Below are 25,276 nucleotides of genomic sequence, written 5' to 3'. Positions count from 1 at the left end.
GCAGACACCGTGATCAGAGCTGTCGCGAGGACAACGAGAAATCTGAGGGGGCTGATCATCCGCCTGGCTCGAAGACGGGAAACCTGCCAGCAGTCTCATCGTCGATGACGGCGTAGGTCGTGAGAAGTTTCTGCATCATCAGCGTGTACGCCTGCGGGACGCTGCGGAAAGCCTCGGACAGGTTCGGCGGAGGTGTCGCGACCCCGTCATCGGAGATTTCCCAGCCCTGGCTGCGCAAGCCACTGACCATGTCCAGGAGCGCCGTGCGCGCCGAGTTCAGCTGTCCTCCGCCGGAGGACAGCACGTCGTGAAGGGTTTGCAGTTTGCCGCGCAGCGTTTCCTGGACGGCAAGGTTCTGTTCCCCGCGAGCGATGGCGGCGTCGGCCGCTTCTCCCGTCCACCCGTTGCGCAGTTCAGCGAGAGTGCCGCGCTGCGTGTCGATCAGGCTCTCGAGCCGCGATGCCATGGCGCCCACTTCGGCGGCCGCATCCACCAGGCGCGCTGGCTGGGAAGCCTCGACGGCGGAGATGGAAGTAGCCACGAGTCGATTATCCCGGGTCCACGAGGCGCTATTTGCAGTTCTTCGAATGCGGGCTCAATTGGTCGAAGAGACCCGTCGACATTCTGCGTAATGTGATTGCGGTGTTGCTGTCGGTACTCCAGGTCGCGCTGCTCGTGTTCGTCGCGGGCGGTGTGCTGACCGTTGCGACCGTGTACGTCGTGCGCAGGCGCAAGGTGAACTATCGGCACAAGATCGATCCGACCCTTGGCACGCTGGGGCAGATGGGCATGGTGCCGCCGACGCCGCTGCCGGAATGGGCGCATTGGGAATCGGATGATCCCGACAAAAGGCCGGCTTCGCGCTAGACGGTTGCTTCGGTGACGATAGCGTCGGACATCAACACGCTGAGGTGCTGCCAGTAGATCCAATCGGCAATTGCGGCGCGCTGGTCGGCGGGTTCAACGGCGGTGTGTGCGCGGTGCAGAGCCAACTCCTGCGCGTGGTCGGCGTACGCCACGAATGCCTCGATCTGCACGACAGCGCGGTCGGGAACATTGCTCAGGAGCGGGCGGAAGACCTCGAACCACAGCTGCGCACGCTTGTCTTCGGGTGGATTGGCGTCGGCCTGAGCCGGTGGCAAGAGTTCGGATAGACCGGTGCTGGCTATTGCAGCCAGCGTGACCGCGGCGTCGGGAGCGATCACTTGGAGGCGGTGCCGGCCTTCCATGGTGCCGTTCTCCGGGATGTCGTCGGGGCGCAGAACGATCTTGGGTGCGCCGGGGTCGAATCCTTTGAACTGGTCCTCGGTGGCGATGACCGCGCGAAGTTCGGTGTTGTGGTGTTGAGCCCAACCATGAAGGGCGAGTATCGGATACGTCGTCCAGGTGCCGCGGACGGCGGCGGCGATGCTCTCGTCTGCAGTGGCCATGGTGACCTGTTCGGGGAGATTGACGCCGTCGGGGATGTAGCCGAGGCCGTAATTGTTGGCGACGATGATCGAGCCGTCTTTGGCCAGGCCGGTGAGCCAGACGAAGCCGACGTCGGTGGTGCTGGCGTTTAGGGCGGCGGCGATGCGTTGGGCGAAAATGGCGGGATCGTTGCCCGGGGAGCGACGGCGCAGGGCACCGGCGGTGGCGGCCGCAGCGACGGCTTCGCGGTGGGCGCGAGCGGCCGAAACTGGAACGGGCGCAGGGGCTCCCACGGTGCTGGCGCCGGCGGCCGCGGCTGCCGGTGGGATGGCTGGCGCGGCGGGGGCAGCGGGTGCGACGGGTGCAGCGGGTGGAGGTGTGGCGGGCTGGCCCAGGGGTACGGGTGGTGCGGCCGGGGCACCAGGACCCGGCGCAGGCGCGACGGGCGCTGCGGTGCCGCCCGTTGGGCCAGGTGCGGAAGGGCTCGGTGGTGGAGGGGTCGCAGCCGTGGGAGCGTCGGGGAGTGCGGGGGTAGCGAGAGGCTGTGAGATGGGGGCGGGGCCCATCGAAGGTGAGGCGGGCTGCGTTGGCGGGAGGGGTGTTTGGGCCGCCTTCGACGCGGCCTCGGCCATGGATCGCTGAAATTCGGTGAGCTGCTGGACCGGCGTGGTGGGTACGGCGTTGGCGGTACTGGGCGAGGTGGGCACGGACGGCGCGGACGGCGCCGACGGGCTCGACAGCGGACTTGATGGCGACCCGAGGCTCGGCGTCGATGGTGCGCTGGGAGAGCCTGGGGCGCCGGGCATTCCAGGAAGGCCTGGCATGCCGGGGACTCCCGGACCAGCCGCAGCCGGAGGCGCCTCGACGGGAGGCGCGGCGGGTGCCGGAGGCGCCGGCGGCGCTTTGTCGATTGGTGGGGTTACGTCAGGGTTCTCTGCTTCTACCGGTGGGAGTTCGGGTGCCGGGGGTGGCGCGACGTCGGGCTTGTCCGTGGATTGGGTTCCATCGTCGTTCGATTTCGGAAGCGCCGGCGGACGCTGCGGTTGGTTAGGGCCGAACCATTGCGGACCATCTCCATCATCAACTTGAGGGGCTTCCGGCGGCGCCTTATCACCGGAAAACTTCAATGCCTCGGCGTCGACAGCATCTTGGCTGTCGTTGCGCGCCTTATCGATAATGTCTTGAATCTGCCCCGGCTTGTCTTCCCCAGGTGTATCGGTACTGTTCATGACGTCATTAATGTCTTCGGTTGCGGTTCTGACGATTTCGCGTATCTGTTCTTTGGAGGTCACGACGGCATCGTGACTATTCTGGAAGAGGGTCGCAGAAGTCAGGAGGTTATTCTTGACAGTCTCAAGTTCGGCCAGCTTCTCCAGATGCTTCTTCGAAGCGGCGCTAGCTCCGCCCCCGCTCCAGAGGCCTGTTCCACCGAACATCGTAGAGTGCTCGCCTTTTGCGGCTTCCCATTGAGCCTCGACGGTAGCTGATGCCGACTTGAAAGCGTTGGCGCACTTCTGAAGGCGTGTTTCGTCAATATCGGGCCAAGCCGGTGGGTCCGTAATTCCATACGGATCAGGAGGACGGCCGATAGCCACTTTAAGCCCCCACGGCATCACATGCCGACGAGATCAAAGACGTTGCGCGCGCTGCGACACGCGAGAGGTAGAAATCAGCAGCGGCGTAGGTAGGTAACGCTGCCACATATGCGCGGCGGTACTGAGCCGAAAAGACCGCGAAGTCCTGGATCTGTGGGTTGGAGCTTTTTCGCCCAAGCTCCTCAACCGCGTCCGCGTTCTCTTCCATCACCGGAGTGACTCGATCGATGACGGCGCGCTGGCTAGGAGTCCAGTCTTTGGCAGGAATGTTCGGATTCAGATCGATCCAGTCTTGTGTGTCCGCGGAGAACTGGTCGATAAGCGTCTTCCACTTGGGACATGTCGGATCAAGGTCCGTCATCATCCGCTGGGGATTCCCAGGACTCGAAAGCGGAGCAATCTCCGATGGTGGTTGGGACGGGGGTACGAATGGTGCGCGAGATTGCGCTGATTTCCATTCGATCGACGAGCACACGTCGGAAAGAACTGTCGAAGTAGAGAGTACGACTTTTGCCAGCTTGTCGTCGCTTGCTTGGTAGGAAGGAACAGCGTCGCTATAGGCTCGGGCGTATGCGATGAACTGCTCGTAAAGTTCGCGCATAACCCGATGAGGCGTGACGCGCGCCAGTTGCACAGCTTGATCGGCGTTGGTCCGCAGTGTTCTGCCGACTCCCTCGTACGCGTCTCTCAGTTCGGGTGTCCAGTCGGTAGCCGGTATTTGCGTGTCGCGACCGTTCCATCCCTTGTTAGCCGCGTCCGAAAAGTTGCGATCGATTGGAAGCCACGCCGCGCAGCTTGGATCTTCCGTGATGATGTTTGCAGGGCCTTTGTCATCGGCACTCGCCAAACCGAACGTCTCACCCGTCGGCGATGGATCACCATTAGCGCCGTCGCTACCGTCCTTCATGACCGAAATCGTCACTGCGGCAGTAACTCCGATGACAACCAGTAACGCGAGCGCGCCGAGTCCCCACTTCCAGCCATTGCCGCGCTTCTTCGGCGGGGAACCACCTGCCCATTGCTGCTGCGGCCACGGCTGTTGGAGACCCGGATAGCCCTGCGGCGGATAGGGATTCCCGGATCCGGGCGGCGGACCACCAGGCGGCGGCGGAGGTGGTGGACCGCCGGGGGGTTGAAAACTCACAATGCGATCTCCGGTCCAGCTTCAGCCGGACGCGTCGGTGCGGGCTTTGGTGCAGCGGGTGCCGCCGGCGCGGGCTCTTGTGGATTAGCGTCCGGCACCCGCTCGCCACCTGAACTACCCGGCGCAGCTTCGGATTCCGGCTCCACCTTCTCCTCGGTCCGCTCCTCGCGCGCCTCTTCCGGGTTCAGCGGCTCGTCCTCGGGAAGCTTCTCTTCACCCTCGCCTGACTGCGCCATCTGACTGGCCTGCTGCACCGCACTCTGAACGCCCTGCATCATCGCCTGCGGAATCGCGGCGGCCAACCCCGCCAATTGCATCGGGATCTGTGCGGCCTGCTGAGCCAACTGCATCGGCATCTGCATCAGCTGGCCCATCTGATCCGTCTGGCCTGCCCCCGCTGCAGGTGAGCCCGCCCCAGCCGATGCCGGCGCACCAGACGCGGCGCCAGCTGCCGGGCTACGACCTCCAGGACCGGCCGCGTCCTCAAGAATCCCCAACCGCTTGAGAATCTCCTCAGCGATCTGACGATCGGTGGCGTCGTAACTGTCCGCCGCTTCCATGACGTTCTGAGCAAATCGGGTCAACTCGTCTTTGGCGAACGGCATCTGAGCGAGCACCGGATCAACCACCTCGGACACCCGCCCGGCGATCGCCGTCGAAAGGGCATCGGCACCTGCGGGGCTGAACGAGGCGGGCGGCTCCGGAATCAATCCCGCAATGGTCTCCAACTTGCCGCCGGACTGACGGACAAGCGTGGTGTCGACCCGCAAGTCCTCAGTCACTGTCACTCTCCATGGCAATCGGCTCCGTGCTGAATGCCTGGCAAGCCCCCTCAGCCGTCACGACGAAAATGCTACCGGAACTGCGATATCGCCATATGCACCAAATCCGCCTAGCCGACGTCGGCGAATGGGCCTTGCGGCACCACTATCTACCAGGTACTTCACCGACATAAGAGTCACCGGCTCCGTCGCGAAGAAAAAGCGACGAGGACAGGACAAAGAAGCGCCCAGATATCGCCGAGCAAATTGCCGAACGGCGCCGAGCGTGGAGTTATGTCACGCGAAACTCGTCCAGAGCGTGCGGGTAACCCACGTTCGGCGCAGAGACTAACCGCCGAGTGCGGCGATCAGATCCTTGATCCGCGAGGTCTCTTCCTCGGTCGCGGGCTCCTCCACCTCGACGGCCTCGATCAGGTCCCTGCGCAGACCCACACCGTTCGCCGCCTCCTTGGTGGAGAGCTTCGCCCGCCCGCGCGCCACATACAGCCGCTGGCCCAGCGTCGCGCTCGGCCCGTTGGCCGCCGTCTCCATCAAGTCGTCGTAGCGCCTGCGCACACCGCTCAACGCGACGACCACGGACGGCGTTGCGCGGCCACGCCCTGCCGCATCCGTCAGCGAGCCGGTGAGCTTGCGCAGCCCCGCCAGAATCACCCCGGCGCGATCCGCGAACTCCGGATCATGTGCATCCGGCAGCGCGTCGATGGCCACGTCATACATGTGCATCGCCGCGTCGGACATGCCGACAATTACTGGAGCTTCGCCGTCATTCGGTGCTGAATCAGCCACAGCCACTCGCTTCTTTCACGGATCGAGACGGACGAAACCGTAGCCCGTCTAGACCGTCAGTACAACCGCTAGAAAACCAGCAAACAACATGCCGGCGAACGCCAGATTCTGGGCGATTCATTTCCGTCGGACATGGGTAGGTTTGAAGCTTGTATGGAACTCACCGACCATGACCCAACGGAAGGCAGCCACGTCGAGAACGGCGTGGTCGAGCATCCGACGGCGGAAGACTTCGAACACGCCCGCGCGTTGCCCGAGGACCGCACCTGGTTCAAGCACGCCGTGTTCTACGAAGTCCTCGTCCGCGCGTTCCACGACTCCAACGCCGACGGGGCGGGTGACCTTCGCGGGCTGACCGAACGCCTGGACTATCTGAAATGGCTTGGCGTCGACTGCCTTTGGCTCCCGCCCTTCTACGACTCCCCGCTGCGCGACGGCGGCTACGACATCCGCGACTTCTACAAAGTGCTGCCCGAATTCGGCACCGTCGAGGACTTCGTCGAACTCCTCGATGCGGCACACCGCCGAGGCATCCGCGTCATCACCGACCTGGTCATGAACCACACCTCGGATTCGCACGAGTGGTTCCAGGAATCGCGTCGCAACCCCGACGGGCCCTACGGCGACTACTACGTCTGGAGCGACACCAGCGAGAAGTACCAGGACGCCCGCATCATCTTCGTAGACACCGAAGAGTCCAACTGGACCTACGACCCGGTGCGACGACAGTTTTACTGGCACCGCTTCTTCTCACACCAACCCGATCTGAATTACGACAACCCGGCCGTGCAGGAAGCCATGATCGACGTCCTGCGGTTCTGGCTGGACCTCGGCATCGACGGCTTCCGACTCGACGCCGTGCCCTACCTCTTCGAGCGCGAGGGCACCAACTGCGAGAACCTGCCTGAGACGCACGGCTTTTTGCGGCACTGCCGCAAGGTCATCGACGACGAGTTCCCCGGCCGTGTCCTGCTGGCGGAGGCCAACCAGTGGCCCGCCGACGTCGTCGAGTATTTCGGCGATCCGAAGACCGGGGGCGACGAATGCCATATGGCGTTCCATTTCCCGCTGATGCCAAGGATTTTCATGGCGGTGCGACGCGAGTCGCGCTTCCCCATCTCCGAGATCATGGCGCAGACACCTGACATTCCCGACATGGCGCAGTGGGGCATCTTCCTGCGTAACCACGACGAGTTGACGCTCGAGATGGTCACCGACGAAGAGCGCGATTACATGTACTCCGAGTACGCCAAAGACCCCCGGATGAAAGCCAACGTCGGCATCCGGCGCAGGCTCGCACCGCTGCTCGAGAACGACCGCAACCAGATGCAGTTGTTCACCGCGCTGCTGTTGTCACTGCCTGGATCGCCGGTCCTGTACTACGGCGACGAGATCGGAATGGGCGACATCATCTGGCTCGGTGACCGCGATGGCGTGCGCACGCCGATGCAGTGGACGCCCGACCGCAACGCGGGGTTCTCCACCGCCAATCCCGGTCGGCTGTATCTGCCGCCTAACCAGGATCCGATCTACGGCTATCAATCGGTGAATGTCGAAGCGCAGCGCGACAGTTCGACGTCGCTGCTGAACTGGACCCGCACCATGCTGGCGGTGCGACGACGCCACGACGCATTCGCCGTCGGCGCGTTCCGCGAGCTTGGCGGCTCGAATCCATCGGTGCTGACGTACGTTCGCGAGATGGAAGACGAGGAAAAGGGCGGCACCGTGCTGTGTGTCAACAACCTGTCGCGCTTCCCGCAGCCCATCGAGCTGAACCTGCAGCACTGGAACGGGTATATGCCCGTCGAGATGACCGGTCACGTCGAGTTCCCGCGCATCGGCCAGTTGCCCTACCTGCTCACCCTGCCCGGCCATGGGTTCTATTGGTTCGCACTGCGCGAACCTGAACCGGAACCGGGAGGCGCGCCGTGACTCTTTCGTTCAACGAGTGGCTGCCGCAGCAACGCTGGTACGCCGGCCGCAGCCGCGAACTCGCGTCGGCCGAACCGTCTGTCAGCGTCTCGTTGCGCGACGACCTGGACCTCGTGCTGGTCGACGCGTCGTACACCGATGGCAGTTCCGAGCGCTATCAGGTCATCGTGCAGTGGAACGTCGAGCCGATCGAAGAGTTTGCCGACGCGGCGACCATCGGCACTGACGGCGATCGCACCGCCTACGACGCCCTCTACGATCCCGAGCCCGGCCAGTATCTGCTGTCGCTGATCGACACGTCGAGGACCGTTGGCCCGTCCGATGCGCCGGTGCGCTTCCTCAAGGAGCCTGACGCCACGCTGCCGCTCGACATCGCACCGCGGCTGATGGGCGTCGAGCAGAGCAATACCAGCGTTGTGTTCGAGCAGGAAGCCGTCCTCAAGATCTTCCGCCGCATCACCCCCGGCATCAACCCGGACATCGAGCTCAACCGAGTGTTGGCGCGGGCGGGCAACCCACACGTGGCGCGGCTGCTGGGGTCTTTCGAGACGACGTGGGATGGCGAACCTTGTGCGCTCGGCATGGTTACCGAGTTCGCGGCCAACTCCGCGGAGGGCTGGGACATGGCGCTCGCCAGCACCCGAGACCTGTTCGCCGAGGGCGACCTGTACGCCGACGAGGTCGGCGGCGACTTCGCCGGCGAGTCCTACCGCCTCGGTGAAGCCGTTGCCTCGGTGCACGCCACCCTGGCCGAGAAGCTGGAGACCGAGTCGGCTCTGTTCCCGACCGACACCATGATCGAGCGCTTGAAGGCGGTCGCCGGTGCGGTGCCGGAGCTCGCGGAGTACGTGGAGCTGATCGAAGAGCGCTATCGCAAGCTCGCCGAGGAGCGGATTGTCGTGCAGCGCGTGCACGGTGACCTGCACCTGGGCCAAGTGCTGCGCACCCCGGAGAGCTGGCTGGTCATCGACTTCGAGGGTGAGCCGGGACAACCGCTCGACGAGCGCCGACGCCCGGATTCGCCGCTCCGCGACGTGGCCGGGATGCTGCGGTCCTACGAGTACGCGGCCTACCAGCGGCTGATGGACCAGTCGAGCGACTCCCGCGACGGGGATCTGGACCGCCAGCTCGCCGCGCGAGCCCGTGAGTGGGTGGACCGCAACGCCGGATCGTTCTGCGAGGGCTACGCGGAGGTGTCCGGCGCCGATCCGCGTGACGCCGGGCCGCTGCTGCTGGCCTACGAACTCGACAAGGCGGTGTACGAGGCGGGTTACGAAGCCCGGCACCGACCCAGTTGGCTGCCTATTCCGCTGAAGTCGATCGCTCGACTTGTCGGATGAAAGACATTGCGCTGCTGAGTGTTTGAGTTACCGAGGGGAGTGCCACCATGGCGAAGCACTCGCTCAACGACGACGCGGTGGCCAAGGCGCGGGCACTGATCGACGCCCGCCAGTACGTGCTCGACAGCGACTGGGGCGACGTGCAGCCCCGCGCCGACGACCAGAACTCCTACCTCGAATCGCATTCTTGGGAGGACTACGCCCAGTGGCATCTCGGGCTGACCGAGGGCGCCACGGACGGCACGAAGGCGCGCTACGCATTCGTTTACGGCGACCTACGTCGGCTGCACCGCACGGGGCTGATCGCGTGCGTCTACCGCGCAGCTGAATGGCGGCACAAGGATGTCGAGCTCGCCGCGCATCAGCTGTTGCAATACTTGGACGACAAAACCGGGCTGAAGCCCACCCGAACTGTCGACGGGGCAGAGACTGGCGAGCCGTAGCATTCGAGGCTGTCCGCTGCGGCTGAACATCCGAGGAGACGAACATAATGCGGCCTATCCACGCTGGCGCGGTGGTATGTGCGGTGATGATGCTGGCCGGGTGCGGATCGGATACCGAGGAGGGAGCGGGGCCGTCCACGGGCGTCGAGACGACGACGCAATCCGCGCCACCACCAGTCACCACCACGGCCGCGCCAGCGACGCCGACGCTGGTGCCCGCGGCCGCCGGCGCGGACTTATTGCTCAAACGCAGCGAACTCGGCGAAATCATCGGTGACACCGACCTCGTCGAACTCGGCACCTTGACTAAGTGGGAGCGGCAGGACGTCAACATCGAGCCCTGGCCTTGCCGAGCCCGCGCACTGGCGGGCGAGGAGGGCTTGTCGGGAGACACGATCACCCTGGCGGGCAATGTCAACCGCGGCGCCCGCAAGCAGTCGGTCGACCAGGTGGTTGCCATCTTCGAAAAGCCAACCGAGATCACCGCTAGCACCGGAGTGATGTGGATTATCGAGGAACAATGGCGCGACTGTCCCGACGGCGACATCTTCTTCATCGAAGTCGAAGGCAAGGACCAGCGCTGGGTGCCCTATCCGATCACCACCGGACCTGACCGCATCGGGACGACATTCCAACGCGACGGGCTACCCCGCAACTGCCACCATGTCGTCGCGCACCGGGCCAACGTGCTCGCAGATGTCATCGTTTGCGGCGATGGCGACAACACTGCGCCGGCCAACACGGTCGCCGACCGCATTCTGGCCAAAGTGCCCGAATAGCCGCCGCGGCGGACGGCTAATGTACCGGCATATGGGGTTCTTTCGGCACAGTAGGTTGACCGGCGCAACGGGCGCCAGCCAGACGGTGGGTCCGACCCATTGGCCACGACCCGTCCCTACTGGCGCGGCCGCGCTGGCGGCGGCGCTGATCGCCACGGCATGCACCACCGTGACTGACGGAGCAGCGCACCGGTCATCGGGGGGGCCGCCACCGGGAACTGTCGATGTGAGCCTGCTTGACACCGGCAACTACCCCACGCGGCCAGCGCCACCTCTCGGAGCTGCCGGGACCCCGGAGAAGGGGCGGTTGGTAGAAGGCGCGCGGATGGCCGAGCATGTCGTGGGGCCGTGGGAAGTCGACGCCGCCTTCACCCACGGGGTGAGGCCGACCAACGTGTTGGCGGACGCTACCGTGCTCCGACAGCTTCTGCCTAAGAAACTGGCTGCGGTGGCGAGCAAATACAACTATGTCACCGGGTTCTCCTCAGCCCGACGTACCGAGCCCGACGACAAGAGCCTGGTCAACGCGGTGCTGCGATTCCCCGATCCGCAATCGGCGGCGGCCGCAGCCACTGAACTCAGCGACCTGTCGCTGCAGCCCGACCTCGACGAGAACCTGCCCCCGGCGCAGCCCGTCAACGTGCCAAACCATCCCGACACCCACGCCTCCACCTTCGAGTTCACCCCGTCAGGTTCGACGACGCCGCAAACCAGCGTCAGCGCCTACACCGCGCACGGCCCCTACGTACTGCACCAGTACGCCGACACCTTTGACGGGGTCGGTCCCGCCGCCGACAGGGTCGCCAAGACACTGGATCAGCAGATCCCGGCCATCGACAGTTTCGCGCCCACCGCAGTCACAGAGTTGACCGGGCTCGCCGTCGACGAGGGTGGTTTGCTGGCGCGCACGGTCCCACAGATCGGCGACCAGATCCCAGTCGGTACGAACTTGGTTTACGGGCCGCGCGCGACGCTGCATTTCCAGATGTCACCGCAGACTTCAGCGCAGGTGTTCACCGACCTAGGCATGGATCTATGGGCCAGGGGAAAAGCCTTCGTGTATCAGGTTCGCGACAGCGAATCTGCCGAGAAATTGCTCGAGCAGTTCGTGCGCGAGTCCCAAGACTCGGGACTCAAACCGGTCGCGTCGGTGCCAAACCTGCCCGACTCGCGATGCATGCACGTTGAGGATCCGTCGGGCTCCGGTGATGTGTGCTACGCAGTCGCCGACCGGTATGTCATCGAAGGGTCCTCGGCCCAGTTGACCGATGTGCACCAGCAGACCGCCGCGCAGTACGCCATGCTGATGGCCTCATGAGTCGGCCCGTCCACCGTACTCCTGCCATAACCGTTGTGCGACAACCGTTCTGCTTGCCCGCACACACCGGAACGTAACGAGGGAGCACGATGGCACTGGACGTGGGATCGGTGGTGGGCGGCTACCGCATTGAAGCGGTTCTCGGCAGAGGAGGCATGGGCACGGTCTTCCGCGCGGCCCATCCCACGTTGCCGCGCTCCGACGCCCTGAAGGTCTTGTCTTCGGACCTGACAGCCGACGAGCACTTTCGCGAGCGATTCCTTCGCGAGGCCAACCTGGCTGCGACGCTTGATCACCCGCACATCGTGTCGGTCTACAACCGGGGTGAAACTCCGGATGGACACCTCTGGATCGCGATGCAATACGTCGCGGGCAGCGACGCCTACCACGAACTGAAAGCGGGCCGCATGAATCCGGCGCGCGCGCTGCGCATCACCGCGGCGGTCGGCGACGCTCTGGACTACGCGCATCAGCACGGCCTGCTACACCGCGACGTGAAACCCGCGAACTTCCTGCTCGCCGCCAACGATCAGCGGATTTTCTTGGCCGACTTCGGAATAGCCAAGAGAAACGATGACGCCGCCGGCCTGACACAAACCGGGATGGTGCTGGCCTCGATCGCCTACGCCGCACCGGAAACACTGATCGGTGAAGCTGCCGATCATCGCGCCGACATCTACGCACTCGGCTGCAGCCTGTACACAATGCTCACCGGTCAAACCCCGTTCGCGCGCCCCGGAGCCGAAATGGGGGCCACCATCACTGGCCATCTGACAGCGCCACCGCCCAGGGTCACCGAACGGATGCCGGAACTGCCGCCGGCCATCGACGCGGTCATCGCCAAGGCAATGGCCAAGGATCCTGCACACCGCTATCAAAGCGGCGGCGAACTTGCTCACGCCGCCGCCGCGGCGCTCGATGACAGCACCGTGCAACTGAGGGCTACGCCGGCGCCACCCCCTGCGCCCCCGCCACCACCGACCGGGGGCCAGCCGCCGGCGTACTTCAACCCGGCCGGGCCGCCCAACGCTGCCATCACTTACCCGAGCGGGTGGCGTCCCGCCGAGGATCACGGTGGGCAGACTGGCGGCCCGAAACGCCGACGGACCCGCACTCTCATCGCTGCCGGTCTGGCCGCCGTTGTCCTCGTCGCCGCCGTGGTCGGCGTCGTGCTGTGGAATCAAGGGCCCGACGAACCCGCCTACCAGGCCCAGACGTTCACTCATCAACACGGCACCACCGAGCTCACCTCGCGACCGCAAAAGGTGGCGGCGATCGGCCCCGGCGACGGCGACGCCGTGCTGTCGCTGGGAGTTCAGCCCGTCGTGATCGGCTCAGCCACCAGTGCGCTGCCCAGCTGGGAACAATCGGCGGTCACCGGCACGCCGACCGTGCTGACCGGCTTCACGAACACCGCCGCGGTCGCCGACGCCCATCCCGACGTCATCATTGCCACCGGCGACCTTGACGACGCCACCTACCAGAAGCTCGCCGCCATCGCGCCGACGGTGACCAGACCCGCGGATCAAACCGCCGACTCGTGGACGTGGCAGAACCAGCTGCTCTGGGTCGGCGACATTCTCGGCTACGAAGACAAGGCCAAGGAACTCATCGGCAACGTCCGTTCCCAACAAGACGACTTGAAGAACCAGAATCCTTCGTGGAGCGGGAAATCCGTTGTAGCTCTGATCAATTCAGAGACATCCGTATTGCAGGTGCTCACTCCCTCAACCGCCGCCAACTATCTCGAAGCGCTCGGATTGCGCTACAGCCAAGATTTCACCCATATCGCCACCGATACCGGTGACACCCGCCCCATGCCCGACCCTTCCGGGGTCTACAGCCTCGAAACCGACGTCCTGGTGCTCATCCGCACCGACAGCAAGGCCGGCGGAGGCGGATTCGACGGCCTGCCAAGGCCCTTCGCCGGGTATCAGGGAACGATGGTCGTCGTGGATGACCCGAACACCATCGCTGCTCTGACCGGGCCCGGGGGTTACCTCGCAAGCCAATATCTAGACGCCAATTTCGCACCGGCGCTGGCCCGCGAACTTGGGTAGCCGCCTTTCTATGGCGCGGGAGCGATCTTGTCGGCGATCTCCCGCGCGATCGACAATCCCGCGCTGCCAACCGTCGGCGAGCAGGCACGCACATCCACGATCACGTTGGAGCGCACCGTCATGTCGCGTTCACATTGCTGACCGGCGGTCTTCGCCGTGGTAGGAATCAGCATCATCGTCATGACACCTACGGTCACCGACGGCACGCCGAGATCAGCTTCGGTCACCCCGCCGGATTCGTACCTGATGTGGGTGGATTTGCACGCGTTCCAGTCGGCGACCTGCTTGTCATAGAACGCCTTCGCAGATCCAGCGTCGGGAAATGAGACGACAGCCTGCACCATCTGAATCGGGGGCTGGAAAAAGCCCTGGATGGCGAGCCCTGTGTAACCAGACCCTTGGTATGTGGCCTCATAGGCCGGACCCCATGCGCCGGCGCACTGCGGCGGCGTGACGGTGCCGGCCAGCAATTTGGCGAAGGGGGGGTCGGCCGTCATGCCGGTGGTGTTCATGCGCTGATTGATCAGCTCGGCGGGAAGAAGTAATCCCGGCAGCGCGGCAGCATCGACTACGGGAGGCGGTGGGGGGGCAGGCGCAGGCGTGGAGGGGCGCCTGGTGGGCGTGGCGGTCCTCGGACTGGCGGGCACCCTCGTAGAGGTTGTCGCAGTGGCCTCAGACGACGAGCTGTTGTCACCGCCGGTGAACACCACCAGGGCCACGACGACGGCGGTGACCACGGCGACCGCGCCGCCGATGACCCACCACCGCCGGGGACCTGCGAGCAGCCCAGCCCTGCTGGGCGGGGGTTGCTGTTGGTAACCGGCGCCGGGTGGCGGACCAGGCCAGGTCGGCTGACCCGGCGGGGCCGGTGGCTGCTGGGTGTAACCGAACTGCCCCGCGAACTGCGTATCTTCCTCGTGGATACTGCGCGGAGCAAACGGGGTGGTCTCGCCCTCGTCCCGCGGTAGGTCGTCTCTGCTCACGGTTTACGCCCCCTTGCTCTGTGACCAGCGCGCATTTAACGCCAAACGCGAACGGCCCCGCGACAGTCGAGGCCTGAAGGCCATGCTAAGGCACCTCCGAAGCACCAAAGCGCACCAAAAAGCAACGATGGATTGCGGGTATTCGCGGGGAGCCGGGGTAGGCCCGCCTGCGCTGTTTAGGCATTCGCCGGGTCGGGCACCATGGCAGACATGGCACGCGACGTATCCAACGACAATCCGCTCACGCCCGAAGAGCAGCTCGACTCCGACGAGGTGCGAAACGACGACGGCGACGAGGTCGTCGACCCGCCGGAGAAGTGGATCGACGCGAAAGAGGACGAGACGCTGGACGAGCGTCTTGCCGACGAGGTGCCTGACGTCGCACCCGATGACATCGATCCGCGCGACGCCGACGACACCGAACAGGAAACCGTCTCGATGTCAGATGACGAACTCGACCGCATCGACCCCGAACAGCATGGGATCGACCGCGGCCAGATCGACGGCACCCCCGAGGACGGCGAATCGTTCTTCGACGTCGAGAGGTGACTACTCCTCGCTGACTGAACGCAGCACCAACACCGACCTGGCGTCAACGGATACCTTCGCCTCGGCGTCGTGGGTTTGCGCCTCGTCATCAGCGGCCGCCGCGGTGTCGATGACCGGCTCCCACGCGCTGCCGAACCGTTCTTCGGGCAGGACGAACTCGAGCGCCTCGTAGTGGGCGTTGAAGAACAGCACGAACGAATCGTCGGTCACGCGCTGCCCACGCGGATCGAGATCGGGTATGCCATGCCCATTGAGGTACACCGCAATCGATTTGGCGAACCCCGAGTCCCAATCCTCGTCGCTCATCTCGGATCCGTCGGGTGCGAACCACGCGATGTCGGGCAGTCCCTCTCCACCACGCTTGCGCACGGGGCTTCCTGAGAAGAACCGCCGCCGCCGGAACACCGGGTGCGCGGCGCGTAGCGCTGAAACCTTGCGGGTGAACTCGATGAGCTCAGTATCGGCGTTCCCCCAGTCGATCCAGGACAGCTCGTTGTCTTGGCAGTAGACGTTGTTGTTGCCGTTCTGCGTGCGGCCGAGTTCGTCGCCGTGGGCGATCATCGGAACGCCCTGCGACAGCAGCAGTGTCGTCAAGAAGTTGCGTTGCTGACGGGAGCGCAGCGCGTTGATCTCGGCGTCGTCGGTTGGTCCCTCGACGCCGCAATTCCATGACCGGTTGTGACTCTCGCCGTCGTTGTTGTCCTCGCCGTTGGCGTCGTTGTGTTTCTCGTTGTAGGACACCAGATCCCGGAGGGTGAAGCCGTCGTGGGCGATGACGAAGTTGATCGATGCGACCGGTCGGCGCGCGGTGTCCTCGTAGAGGTCGGCGGACCCCGTCAGCCGGTAGGCGAATTCGTCGAGGGTGGCAGGCTCACCGCGCCAATAGTCGCGCACGGTGTCGCGGTACTTGCCGTTCCATTCGGTCCACTGCGGCGGGAAGTTGCCGACCTGGTATCCGCCGGGCCCGACGTCCCACGGCTCGGCGATCAGCTTGACCTGGCTGACGATCGGATCCTGTTGTACGAGTTCGAAAAACGCCGACAGACGGTCCACGTCGTAGAACTCGCGTGCCAGCGTCGACGCCAGGTCGAAGCGGAACCCGTCGACGTGCATCTCGGTCACCCAGTACCGCAGCGAGTCCATGATCAGCTGCAGCGAGTGTGGATGGCCGACGTTGAGGCTGTTGCCCGTGCCGGTGTAGTCCATGTAGTAACGCTTGTCGTCGTCGACGAGGCGGTAATACGCGGCATTGTCGATGCCCCGCATGGACAGCGTCGGCCCGAGGTGGTTGCCCTCGGCGGTGTGGTTGTAGACGACGTCGAGGATCACCTCGATGCCGGCCTCGTGCAGGGCGCGCACCATCGCCTTGAACTCCTGCACATGCCCGCCCGGGTTCGGGCTCGAACTGTACTTCGGGTCCGGCGCCAGGAACCCGATGGTGTTGTAGCCCCAGTAGTTGGACAGTCCCTTGTCGATCAGCGTGGAGTCGTTTGCGAAGTGATGTACGGGCATCAGCTCGATCGCGTTGACACCCAACGCTTTCAGATGATCGATGATCACCGGATGTGCCACTGCGGCGTAAGTGCCGCGAATCTGCTCCGGGATGTCCGGGTGGGTCTGCGTGAGGCCCTTGACATGCGCCTCGTAGATGACGGTGTCGGCGTATTCGTGGCTGGGCGGTCGGTCCACACCCCAGTCGAAGTACGGGTTGATGACGACGCACTTGGGCATGCTGGCCGCTGAGTCGTCGTCATTGCGACTGTCCGGGTCGCCGAAGTCATAGCTGAACAGCGACTGATTCCACTCGAAGGCACCCTCGATGGCCTTGGCGTAGGGATCCAGCAGCAGCTTGTTCGGATTGCATCGATGGCCGGCGGCCGGGTCGTACGGACCGTGCACGCGGTAGCCGTAGCGCTGGCCGGGTTCGATGGTCGGGACGAAGCCGTGCCAGACGAAGCCGTCGACCTCGGGCAGCGTGATGCAGGCCGTCTGCTCGCCGTCAGCGTCGAACAGGCACAGTTCGACGCGCTCGGCGGCCTCGCTGAACAGCGCGAAGTTCGTGCCCGTGCCGTCGTAGGTCGCACCGAGCGGATAGGCCTTGCCGGGCCAGATCTCCAGAGGGGCATTGACCTGCGGATTGGCGGGTTGAGTCAAGTTGTGGCTCCAAAATCTGTACGGATACGAACGAAGGCGACGTTAGGGGATGCCCAATGGGACAGCATTGCAACCAATGAGTCCGTCACGCGAATACCGCACGTTGCTGCTGGCCATCGATAGTGGTGTGGCAACAATCACGCTCAACCGGCCGAAGCAGCGCAACGCCGTCGGTGACGGGATGCGGGAGGAACTCGCCGACGCCTATCGGACCTGCGACCGCGACGACGGCGTCCGCACCATTGTGCTGACGGGCGCACCGCCGGCGTTCTGCGCAGGCGCCGACCTGGCCGCCGGTGAGGACACCTTCGCGAAACCGGGATCGGTGTTCAGCGCGGCCGGTATCGACGTGCCCGCCTTCGCGCTGTCCAAGCCGGTGATCGCCGCGGTCAACGGCCACGCGATCGGATTGGGTTTGACTCTGGCGTTGCAGTGCGACATCCGCTTCTTCGCCGCTGATGCGCGCTACGGCGTCGTCCAGGTGCGGCGCGGCGTCGTCGGCGACGCCTACTCACACTGGGTGCTGCCGCGGCTGGTCGGGATCGCGAACGCTGCCGAAATCCTGTTGACCGGAGCGACATTCGATGGAGACCGGGCCGTCGAACTCGGGTTGGGCAGCCGGGTACTCGACGCCGACGCGGTGCTTCCCGCCGCCCTGGAAGTCGCGCACGACATTGCGACGAACACCGCGCCGATGTCGGTGGCGGCCAGCAAACGTCTGCTCTGGGATTCGTTCGACCTCGACCGCACCGCTGTGGGTCGTCGCGAAACCGAAATCCACGTCGCCGTCATGGCGCACGACGATGCCAAAGAAGGTGTGCGCGCGCACATGGCGGGCCGGCCGCCCGAGTGGTCGGGCCGCCCGGTCGATCCCACGGGCGGTTGAGTTCGGCTGGAAGCCAGAAGAAGCGGCGCCCGACTAGCTGATCTCGACGCCGGCCGCGCGCAGGTCCTCGATGGCTTTGGCTGTCGAGTCGGGTGCGACACCGGCCGTCAGGTCCAGCAGCACGCGGGTGGCGAAGCCCGCCGCCACGGCGTCCGCGGCAGTCGCCCGTACGCAGTAGTCCGTCGCGATACCGACGACGTCGACGGCCTCGACGCCGCGCTGGCGCAGCCAGTCGGCCAGCAGGGTGCCGTCGTCGTCAGCTCCCTCGAAACCGCTGTAGGCGGCCGCGTACTGGCCTTTACGGAAGACGGCCTCGACTGCGCCGATCTCGAGGTGTGGATGGAAATCGGCGCCCGACGTGGACACCACGCAGTGCCGCGGCCAAGACACCGCGTAGTCCGGATCGTCGGAGAAGTGCTCACCGGGATCGATGTGGAAGTCCTTGGTGGCCACCACATGTGCGTAGCCGTGATCACTCGCGAGCAACTCGCTGATGCCGCTGGCGACCTCGGCGCCACGGGTGACCTCCAGCGAACCGCCCTCGCAGAAGTCGTTCTGAACGTCGGTGATGATGAGCGCCCGCATAACCAGAACCTACCCGCCGAACAACAGGTACAACCCGGTGAACGTGTAGCCCACCATCACCAGCATCATCGCCAGCTGACCCGTCAGCGCATGCGCCGTGGGCAGCAGGCGCAGCGCGCGGTCGTGCGCGGCCACCACACCCGCCACGTGACCGGCCACGACGAAGCCGACCTTCAGCGTCGCCAACACCGAAGGGTGAAGCGACAGAAAGTAATTCACGTCCGGATCCATACCCAGCAGCAGGTAGACGGTCTGCTGCCCGCGCTCGATCAGGTAAGTCAGATAGTGGGCGAACACGTAGCCCACGACGATCGGGATCAGCGAATGCGCCATCTGTCCCGGCAGCAGACGACGCTGCTCACGATCGACCCCACCCGTCGCCCTGGCCGCCAGCCAGAACGTGCCCGCGACCACCCCGGCGAAGACCAGCAGACCCGCGGTGTTGATGAGTGTGGCGACCGCGGCGGACCCCGCAGTCTCGTCGATGAACGTGCGCCACTGCGGCCGTGCGGAGAAGCTGTCGAACGCCGTCGACCCCAGCAGCACCGACAGCACCGCGACGATGCCCGGGCGTACCGGCAGCGACGGCAGGTGATCGAACGGGTTGCCGATCGCGATGCGGCCGTCGCGGTTGCGCCGCAGCGCCGATAGCCGCGACACCACGATGCCGTACACCTCGAACGGGTCCGCGCGGGCGCACCACCGCGCACCACATGCAAAAGCTCCGGCGAGGGTGACCGCCAGGTAGATCAGCAGCCAATTGCGGATCGCCGCAAGTGATCCCGGATCGGGACTCGCCAGTTCGAGCCACACGAAGGCAAACAGGCCGAGGGCTGCAGGCCAGTAACCCAGCGCCTCCGGATAGCCGCGCAGCGACTTTCCCCCGAGCAGCCGATGCACCGTGCGCACCGGCGACAGCGCCCGCCACACCGGACCAAAGAGCAGCGACGCCGCCACCAACCCGACCCACATCAACACGTAGAACACGCCGGGCAGCGGATTGTCGGCGTTCTGCGGACCGAGGAACGCTGCGAGGCCCACCCACACCGCGAAAGCGAGACCGACGATGCCGACCACCCAGCGGGTCGCCGGCGCGTCGACCGCCGCGGTCACCCACGGGGGCAGCTCACGGCCGGGCCTATCGGGATCGAATCGCGGCTTCTTCCATGCCAATGCGACGACGGCGAACGTGAAGGTGAGGGCCCACGCCGCGCCAATCAGCGCGTAGGTGAACGGAATTGGAAGGTCGGCAGACCCACCCAGCCCGTGGGCGAGCACGGACACCGAACCGTCCGCGGTCACTGCACGGTGATGGTGGCGATGGTCTTGTTCAGGTCATGCAGCTCGACGTCGACCTTTCCGGGCACGCCGACGGTGAATTGGAACGACTGACCCGGCTTCGCCTCGATCTTGTACGAGTGCTCGGGGTTCGAGTGCACGTGCAGCTCGTCGACGGCGTCGCTGTCGACCTTGAACACGATCGGCTCATTGACCGAGGCCTCCAGCTGGGCGTTGGTGGGGGTCACATTGCCACCCTGGATCTTGACGTCCACAACGAGACGATCGGGCGCTGCCTGATGATCCTGCATGTCCGACGGGTTGACCGTGGTTGCCGACGAAGTGGCCGGGCTGTCGCTTTGGCTTTCGTCGCTTCCGCAGCCGGCTACGAATAGGGCGGTGATGACCAAGATGGCGAGAGCCGTTGTTTTTCTCACGGTGCCTTATCTTCGCTTGCCGCAGCGGATCCGTCGCTGCGAGTGGTGTCACCCCTGCGCCGGTTGCGCACCGCGACGAACACCACGACTCCGGCGACGACGACGGCTGGGGCGAACGCCGGGACCGCCAGCCAGACCGAGTGGTCAGCCAGGATCACGACATCGGGTGAAGAAACGGTCATGCCTGCGCTGAGGGCTCCAGTTTCGTTTCGCTGCCTGATGGCTCACTGTTGTTGATCCGGCCGCCTCCCCAGGACACTCCCGCGATCATGGCCAGCGTGCACACCAGCACCACCAGGCAGCCGATGAGCCAGAGTGATTGCGGGATGTCGGGGCTGCGCTCGCGCTGCAAGATCGTGATCTCGGAGACGAGCGGGCGCTGGAATTGCGGGTCGGCAGGCACTTCCTGCGCCCCGATGCCGGGATCACCGGCAAGGTAGATCGGCACGGCCGCAAGCGTTCTGCCGTCGTGCACGCGCAAGAGGGTCTTCCAATCGCCCGCCACCGGCATCGGCTTGGTGGACACATAGTGGCCGGGCCCGACCTTCTCCAGAGTGTCGATGAACTGCCCGCGCTGGTTCTCCAACAACCCCTGCCATCCGAGGACCGATATCCAGTTGGGGTTGTCGCTGATCACGTTCGGCGGGTTGAACCGCACGTCGGCGGTCACGGAGCGCTGACCGTTGACGGGCGGAGCTTCGGTGAGGGTCGCTGTGACCGTCGCGTCCTGCGGTACGTCGTAGCGCAGGCCGTTGGCGGCGGCGCCGCCGATGACGAGCACGGTCAGCGCGACGATGCCGACGCCGATGGCCCGGCGAGGTAACCGTTGCCCGGCGAGCACCATGCCGAACAACGCTCCGCACGTGCCGGTCATGATGGCCACCGGCACGGCCATGGCGAGGCCCTCTGGCCAGATGCTGGTCGGCCACGGGTAGTCGTAAACCGCGTTGACCCACAACGACTCCAGCCACAGGCCGAGCGTGCCGATGGCCAGACCGCTGACGGCTCCGAACAGGATGGGTCGTTTCAAGAGCGGTGTGAGAGCCAGGATTTCAACCACCAGGGCAGGGCCGAGGTAGAGCGCGAACCAGTTGACCGGGGCGTCGAGCACGGGGGCTACCAGGAACGCGACGATGCCGCGCAATCCGATGGCGATCACGGCGGCGATGAGCGCCGCGCCGCGGCCCATGAAGATCCGCGCGGCCACGAGTGCGAGACCCGCGGCGGCGGCGATGAGCATCGGCTGGAACACCTGGCGGAACTGCGGCACTCCGAAGTCGAACTCGATCTGATAGACCGACGCACCGACCAGCACGCCGGCGAACGCCAGGTATTGCACGAACTTCAAACCGATGCCGTCGCTCTGGGCGTCGTCGGGATGCGCCCTGCGGCCCTCGTGTTCAAGGTAGAGCGCGGAAAGCGTGGAGAAGCCGGCGCCGCCGATCATCATGAGGTGCGTGGGTCCCCACAGCGTCACATCCTGGCCGAAGATCCGGTGCCACATGTCGTCGAGCGGGAAGCCCAGCAGTGCGTAGAACCCGCAACCCGCCATCACGATGCCACCGACGGGGGCATACCAGTCGTCGGTGATGCGGACCGCCGCCGGGCCGGGGCGCTCGGCCTCGCCTCTGGGCAGCACGACCGCGGTGGCGCCGGCCACGAAGATGCCGAACAGACCGATCAGAATGAAGTAGTGCGCGGGGTTGGCCAGCGCGCCGTTGTCTCGGCCATTACCGATGTGCAGGCTGACGTCCCAGATGAAGCCGAATAATGCGCAGATGATCGAGGCGATGAACAGCGCAATCGGCAGCGCCACCCATGACGGCCGCTTGAACCGACGGCCTGACCAGTCGGCGAGCGATGCCAGCCACGTGATCTTGTGTTGACGGTGCATCCAGCCGATCCACACCAACGCCGCGGCGACAACGGCGCCGACCGACGTCAGAATGATGATCTCGCTGATCGCGGTCCCGCCGCCTTCAGTGCCCTGAGCTAGGAACTCCGTCGTCATCCCACCCTCCGAGTGCCGGCCCGAAACTTACCCGCCGGTAATGTTGCCAGAATTACCCAACCTGAAACCAGAGGTATCGGGTAACTCTTTTCATGGTGTCAGGACCACCTTCACCATGCCGTCCTCCTTCTTCTGGAATGTTTCGTATGCCTCGGGCGCGGCCGATAGCGGCAGGCGGTGAGTGGCGAACTTCTCGACGCCCAGCGGATCGCCGTCGGTGAGCAGCGGCATGATGTCCGGGATCCACTTCTTGACATTCGCCTGGCCCATCCGCAGCTGAATTTGCTTGTCGAACAGCGTCATCAGATTGACGGGGTCCGCGGCGCCGCCGTACACGCCGGACAGCGAAATCGTGCCGCCCCGCCGTACGAGATCGATCGCCGTGTTGAACGCGGCGAGGCGGTCCACTCCGGCGTGCTTCATCACGACGCGACCGACCGGCGATGGCAGGAATCCGCTCGCCGTTTGCGCGGCCGTCGCCACCGGCGACCCGTGCGCTTCCATCCCGACGGCGTCGATGACCGCGTCGGCACCGCGGCCCGCGGTGTAACTCTTCACGACCTCATCGGGCTCGACGCTCCGAAGATCGACGACCTCCGAGCAGTACGGCCGCGCGCGATCCAACCGTTCGGTGACCAGGTCGACACCGATGACGGTCGCGCTCTTGCGATGTGCCGCGATGCGACAGGCCATCGATCCAATGGGCCCGAGTCCCAGCACGACGAGCGTGCCGCCGTCGGGCACGTCGGCGTACTCCACCGCCTGCCACGCGGTGGGCAGCACGTCGGAGAGATAGACGTAGCGTTCGTCGGGCCCGTCGTCGGGCACCTTGATATGGGTGTACTGCGCCTGCGGTACGCGGAGGTATTCGGCCTGCCCGCCGGCGACCTCGCCGTAGAGCTGCGAGTAGCCGAACAGCGCGGCGCCGGTGCCCTGATCGCGGTTCTGGGTCGTCTCGCATTGGCTCTGCAGGCCGCGGTCGCACATGAAGCAGGTGCCGCAGCTGATGTTGAACGGGATCACGATGCGATCGCCCACCTCGAGGGTGTCGACTTCGCGGCCGACCTCCTCGACTACGCCCATCGCCTCGTGCCCGAGGATGTCGCCGGGATTCATGAAGGCACCGAGCACCTCATACAGATGGAGGTCGGATCCGCAGATGTTGGTACTCGTGACGCGGATGATGGCGTCGTTGGGTTCCTTGATCGTCGGGTCGGGCACATTGTCGACGGACACCTTCCGCCGCCCCTGCCACGTGACTGCTCGCATCGGGTCCTCCCTGAACGATTGACCGGCCACCTGTCACGTGCCCGCTTGGTGACGACCCAAACCTGCTGGCCAACGGCCGGTCAGGATGACGCGCGCGTCACTTCCGCGGTGGACGTAGCACTTTCATCGCCAGGCGCATGATCGGTTCGGGAATCTGATCCTTGGCCCCCAGTGCGGCGCTCGCGGCCTGGGTCCGCAGCGGTGTGCCGCGACCGAACACACGGTTGAGCGGCCCGCCGGTGGGTTCGAGGTCGAAGTGCAGCGGCGGTTTACCGTCGGCGGCACCGAGTGCGTTGGAGATGACGATGCGCTGGATCTCGCTGGTGCCCTCAAAGATGGTGTACAGCTTGGCATCCCGGTACCACTTCTCGACAGGATGGTCCTTGACGTACCCCCAGCCGCCCATGGTCTGGATGGCTCGTTCGGTGGTCTTCACCGCCACTTCGCTCGCCGCCAGCTTCGACATCGAGCCCTCGCCACGCTCGAACGGGACGCCGCTCGCAGCCATCCAGGAGGCTCGCCAGGTGAGCAGCCGCGCGCCGTCGATCTCGGTGGCAAGATCGGCAAGCGGGAACGCGATGCCCTGGTGGTCGATGATCGGCGCTCCGAAGGCCTCACGGCGGTTGGCATACTCGGTGGCGTATTCCATTGCCGCCCTGGCGATCCCGAGAGCCTGGGCGGCGACCATCGGTCGGGTCTGCTCGAAGGTGCCAAGAGTGGCAGAACCGGAATGCTTGCCACCCTCGATGGCTTCGCGTGCCTTGCCGAGCTTGTACTCGAGCTTCTCCTGGCCGCCGAGCAGGTTTGCGGCGGGCACCCGGACATCGTTGAATTTCAGCTCGGCGGTGTGCGACGCACGGCAACCGAGCTTGTCGAGCTTGCGGACCATCTCCAGGCCGGGAGCGCCGCCGGGCACGATGAACAGCGCCTGCCCTTTGTGGCCGAGCTCTTCGTCGACGACGGCGTTTACGACGTGGACGTTGGCGATACCGCCGTTGCCGATCCACATCTTGTGGCCGTTGATGACCCAGTCCGCATCCGGACCCGAGCCGTCGCGGCGTGCTGTGGTGCGCAGATTGCGGACGTCGCTGCCGCCTTCTGGTTCTGAGATCGCGAGCGCGGCGAGCTTGAGATCGCCTGGCGTACCGAAGCATTCGGGCGCCCACTCGAGCATCTGCTCGGGCGACGCCGCCTGGCCGATGGCCGAGAGCGCGAGCGCGGGCATCACGACGGCCAGACCGATCCCGGCGCAGCCCCAGAACAGTTCCTCCATGAACATCGGCAGGGAGAGTCCGGTGGGATCGCCGATGAGATCGCGGTAGAACAGCGGACTGTAGAAGCCGCGGGTGGCCGCCTCCTCCAGGGCCGGCCAGGGAAACTCCTGGCGCTCGTCGTATTCCGCCGCCACCGGACGGACCACCTGTTCGGCGAACTCGTGGGTGCGGCGAGCCAGGTCGTGCTGGGCTGCGGTCGGAGTGAGGTCGAACGTCACAGGTCCTCGGTTAGCCGCCTGCCGCCATTCCGAAACACTTGTT

23 protein-coding genes and 1 pseudogene are annotated in these 25,276 nt (G+C 65.2%); 9 read left to right on the top strand and 15 right to left on the bottom strand.

Annotated features, from left to right (window positions below):
• Positions 1-55 precede the first annotated feature (55 nt).
• Positions 56-541: a WXG100 family type VII secretion target gene (locus ACIA48_RS01175; protein ID WP_396726841.1), complete on the bottom strand. Its 486-nt coding sequence runs from the start codon at positions 539-541 to the stop codon at positions 56-58.
• A 92-nt stretch (positions 542-633) separates the two neighbouring features.
• On the opposite strand from ACIA48_RS01175, the gene ACIA48_RS01170 reads away from it, so the two are divergent.
• The gene (locus ACIA48_RS01170; RefSeq protein ID WP_396726838.1) at positions 634-867 is read left to right on the top strand and encodes a hypothetical protein; all 234 of its coding nucleotides are present in this window, start codon (positions 634-636) and stop codon (positions 865-867) included.
• Here ACIA48_RS01170 and ACIA48_RS01165 read toward each other — a convergent pair.
• The 5 genes and pseudogenes from ACIA48_RS01165 to ACIA48_RS01145 all read right to left on the bottom strand — a co-directional run bounded on the left by ACIA48_RS01165 (position 864) and on the right by ACIA48_RS01145 (position 5,648).
• Entirely contained in the window at positions 864-2,117 is a 1,254-nt protein-coding gene (locus tag ACIA48_RS01165) for a secretion protein EccK (RefSeq protein ID WP_396728548.1), read from the bottom strand. The genes ACIA48_RS01170 and ACIA48_RS01165 overlap by 4 nt on opposite strands.
• A 66-nt stretch (positions 2,118-2,183) precedes the next feature.
• A pseudogene (locus ACIA48_RS01160) lies at positions 2,184-2,309 on the bottom strand (hypothetical protein); the annotation flags it as partial.
• A gap of 697 nt (positions 2,310-3,006) precedes the next feature.
• Positions 3,007-3,912, bottom strand: coding sequence for a hypothetical protein (locus tag ACIA48_RS01155; protein ID WP_396726836.1), 906 nt, complete (start codon positions 3,910-3,912; stop codon positions 3,007-3,009).
• A 233-nt stretch (positions 3,913-4,145) separates the two neighbouring features.
• Positions 4,146-4,931, bottom strand: coding sequence for a PE domain-containing protein (locus ACIA48_RS01150; protein WP_396726833.1), 786 nt, complete (start codon positions 4,929-4,931; stop codon positions 4,146-4,148).
• Positions 4,932-5,258: 327 nt separating this feature from the next.
• The gene (locus ACIA48_RS01145) at positions 5,259-5,648 is read right to left on the bottom strand and encodes a hypothetical protein (protein WP_396728428.1); all 390 of its coding nucleotides are present in this window, start codon (positions 5,646-5,648) and stop codon (positions 5,259-5,261) included.
• 222 nt (positions 5,649-5,870) lie between these two features.
• Between ACIA48_RS01145 and treS the strand changes: the two genes are divergently transcribed.
• From treS to ACIA48_RS01115, 6 genes are all read left to right on the top strand, one after another.
• The gene (gene treS / locus ACIA48_RS01140; RefSeq protein ID WP_396726831.1) at positions 5,871-7,649 is read left to right on the top strand and encodes a maltose alpha-D-glucosyltransferase; all 1,779 of its coding nucleotides are present in this window, start codon (positions 5,871-5,873) and stop codon (positions 7,647-7,649) included.
• A complete protein-coding gene (locus ACIA48_RS01135) occupies positions 7,646-8,989 on the top strand; it encodes a maltokinase (RefSeq protein ID WP_396726828.1) in 1,344 nt (447 codons plus the stop codon). The genes treS and ACIA48_RS01135 overlap by 4 nt, the downstream gene beginning before the upstream one ends.
• Positions 8,990-9,036: 47 nt before the next feature.
• Positions 9,037-9,432 carry a hypothetical protein gene (locus tag ACIA48_RS01130; protein WP_396726825.1) on the top strand — a complete coding sequence of 132 codons (396 nt, stop codon included), beginning with the start codon at positions 9,037-9,039 and terminating at the stop codon, positions 9,430-9,432.
• Positions 9,433-9,479: 47 nt separating this feature from the next.
• Positions 9,480-10,211, top strand: coding sequence for a sensor domain-containing protein (locus ACIA48_RS01125; RefSeq protein ID WP_396726822.1), 732 nt, complete (start codon positions 9,480-9,482; stop codon positions 10,209-10,211).
• Between the two features lie 325 nt (positions 10,212-10,536).
• Positions 10,537-11,529 (top strand): hypothetical protein, encoded by a 993-nt coding sequence (locus ACIA48_RS01120; RefSeq protein WP_396726819.1) that lies wholly within the window; start codon positions 10,537-10,539, stop codon positions 11,527-11,529.
• An 89-nt stretch (positions 11,530-11,618) separates the two neighbouring features.
• Complete coding sequence (locus tag ACIA48_RS01115) at positions 11,619-13,589, top strand: serine/threonine-protein kinase (RefSeq protein WP_396726816.1); 1,971 nt, start codon at positions 11,619-11,621, stop codon at positions 13,587-13,589.
• 8 nt (positions 13,590-13,597) lie between these two features.
• On the opposite strand, the gene ACIA48_RS01110 is transcribed toward ACIA48_RS01115, so the two are convergent.
• Positions 13,598-14,572: a sensor domain-containing protein gene (locus ACIA48_RS01110; protein WP_396726813.1), complete on the bottom strand. Its 975-nt coding sequence runs from the start codon at positions 14,570-14,572 to the stop codon at positions 13,598-13,600.
• Positions 14,573-14,773: 201 nt separating this feature from the next.
• Here ACIA48_RS01110 and ACIA48_RS01105 point away from each other — a divergent pair, with 201 nt between their 5' ends.
• The gene (locus ACIA48_RS01105; RefSeq protein WP_396726810.1) at positions 14,774-15,121 is read left to right on the top strand and encodes a hypothetical protein; all 348 of its coding nucleotides are present in this window, start codon (positions 14,774-14,776) and stop codon (positions 15,119-15,121) included.
• On the opposite strand, the gene glgX is transcribed toward ACIA48_RS01105, so the two are convergent.
• Positions 15,122-17,275, bottom strand: a complete 2,154-nt coding sequence (gene glgX, locus ACIA48_RS01100; RefSeq protein WP_396726807.1) for a glycogen debranching protein GlgX — start codon at positions 17,273-17,275, stop codon at positions 15,122-15,124.
• A gap of 49 nt (positions 17,276-17,324) precedes the next feature.
• Between glgX and ACIA48_RS01095 the strand changes: the two genes are divergently transcribed.
• Complete coding sequence (locus ACIA48_RS01095; RefSeq protein WP_396726805.1) at positions 17,325-18,161, top strand: enoyl-CoA hydratase/isomerase family protein; 837 nt, start codon at positions 17,325-17,327, stop codon at positions 18,159-18,161.
• A gap of 33 nt (positions 18,162-18,194) precedes the next feature.
• On the opposite strand, the gene ACIA48_RS01090 is transcribed toward ACIA48_RS01095, so the two are convergent.
• The 7 genes from ACIA48_RS01090 to ACIA48_RS01060 all read right to left on the bottom strand — a co-directional run bounded on the left by ACIA48_RS01090 (position 18,195) and on the right by ACIA48_RS01060 (position 25,233).
• Entirely contained in the window at positions 18,195-18,746 is a 552-nt protein-coding gene (locus ACIA48_RS01090; RefSeq protein ID WP_396726802.1) for an isochorismatase family protein, read from the bottom strand.
• Between the two features lie 9 nt (positions 18,747-18,755).
• The gene (locus tag ACIA48_RS01085) at positions 18,756-20,048 is read right to left on the bottom strand and encodes a hypothetical protein (RefSeq protein ID WP_396726800.1); all 1,293 of its coding nucleotides are present in this window, start codon (positions 20,046-20,048) and stop codon (positions 18,756-18,758) included.
• Positions 20,045-20,461, bottom strand: coding sequence for a hypothetical protein (locus ACIA48_RS01080; RefSeq protein ID WP_396726797.1), 417 nt, complete (start codon positions 20,459-20,461; stop codon positions 20,045-20,047). The genes ACIA48_RS01085 and ACIA48_RS01080 overlap by 4 nt, the downstream gene beginning before the upstream one ends.
• On the bottom strand, positions 20,458-20,643 hold the full coding sequence (locus ACIA48_RS01075; protein ID WP_396726794.1) for a hypothetical protein: 186 nt from the start codon (positions 20,641-20,643) through the stop codon (positions 20,458-20,460). The genes ACIA48_RS01080 and ACIA48_RS01075 overlap by 4 nt, the downstream gene beginning before the upstream one ends.
• The gene (locus ACIA48_RS01070; RefSeq protein WP_396726792.1) at positions 20,640-22,472 is read right to left on the bottom strand and encodes a hypothetical protein; all 1,833 of its coding nucleotides are present in this window, start codon (positions 22,470-22,472) and stop codon (positions 20,640-20,642) included. The genes ACIA48_RS01075 and ACIA48_RS01070 overlap by 4 nt, the downstream gene beginning before the upstream one ends.
• 90 nt (positions 22,473-22,562) lie before the next feature.
• Positions 22,563-23,741: a zinc-dependent alcohol dehydrogenase gene (locus ACIA48_RS01065; RefSeq protein ID WP_396726789.1), complete on the bottom strand. Its 1,179-nt coding sequence runs from the start codon at positions 23,739-23,741 to the stop codon at positions 22,563-22,565.
• 97 nt (positions 23,742-23,838) lie between these two features.
• A complete protein-coding gene (locus ACIA48_RS01060; protein WP_396726787.1) occupies positions 23,839-25,233 on the bottom strand; it encodes an acyl-CoA dehydrogenase family protein in 1,395 nt (464 codons plus the stop codon).
• Between the last annotated feature and the right edge of the window lie 43 nt (positions 25,234-25,276).

It is taken from the genome of Mycobacterium sp. NPDC051804 (assembly GCF_044452905.1).
GTDB lineage: Bacteria > Actinomycetota > Actinomycetes > Mycobacteriales > Mycobacteriaceae > Mycobacterium.
This window is presented reverse-complemented; position numbering and strand designations above follow the sequence as displayed.

Excerpts from the sequence above, each read along its gene's own strand:
- ACIA48_RS01125 (WP_396726822.1), top strand. The coding sequence starts at position 9,480 with ATGCGGCCTATCCACGCTGGCGCGGTGGTATGTGCGGTGATGATGCTG.
- ACIA48_RS01155 (WP_396726836.1), bottom strand. The coding sequence starts at position 3,912 with ATGAAGGACGGTAGCGACGGCGCTAATGGTGATCCATCGCCGACGGGT.
- ACIA48_RS01075 (WP_396726794.1), bottom strand. The coding sequence starts at position 20,643 with ATGACCGTTTCTTCACCCGATGTCGTGATCCTGGCTGACCACTCGGTC.
- ACIA48_RS01105 (WP_396726810.1), top strand. The coding sequence starts at position 14,774 with ATGGCAGACATGGCACGCGACGTATCCAACGACAATCCGCTCACGCCC.
- ACIA48_RS01145 (WP_396728428.1), bottom strand. The coding sequence starts at position 5,648 with ATGTATGACGTGGCCATCGACGCGCTGCCGGATGCACATGATCCGGAG.
- treS (WP_396726831.1), top strand. The coding sequence starts at position 5,871 with ATGGAACTCACCGACCATGACCCAACGGAAGGCAGCCACGTCGAGAAC.
- ACIA48_RS01090 (WP_396726802.1), bottom strand. The coding sequence starts at position 18,746 with ATGCGGGCGCTCATCATCACCGACGTTCAGAACGACTTCTGCGAGGGC.
- ACIA48_RS01120 (WP_396726819.1), top strand. The coding sequence starts at position 10,537 with ATGGCCGAGCATGTCGTGGGGCCGTGGGAAGTCGACGCCGCCTTCACC.
- ACIA48_RS01130 (WP_396726825.1), top strand. The coding sequence starts at position 9,037 with ATGGCGAAGCACTCGCTCAACGACGACGCGGTGGCCAAGGCGCGGGCA.
- ACIA48_RS01070 (WP_396726792.1), bottom strand. The coding sequence starts at position 22,472 with ATGACGACGGAGTTCCTAGCTCAGGGCACTGAAGGCGGCGGGACCGCG.
- ACIA48_RS01095 (WP_396726805.1), top strand. The coding sequence starts at position 17,325 with ATGCCCAATGGGACAGCATTGCAACCAATGAGTCCGTCACGCGAATAC.
- ACIA48_RS01065 (WP_396726789.1), bottom strand. The coding sequence starts at position 23,741 with ATGCGAGCAGTCACGTGGCAGGGGCGGCGGAAGGTGTCCGTCGACAAT.
- ACIA48_RS01115 (WP_396726816.1), top strand. The coding sequence starts at position 11,619 with ATGGCACTGGACGTGGGATCGGTGGTGGGCGGCTACCGCATTGAAGCG.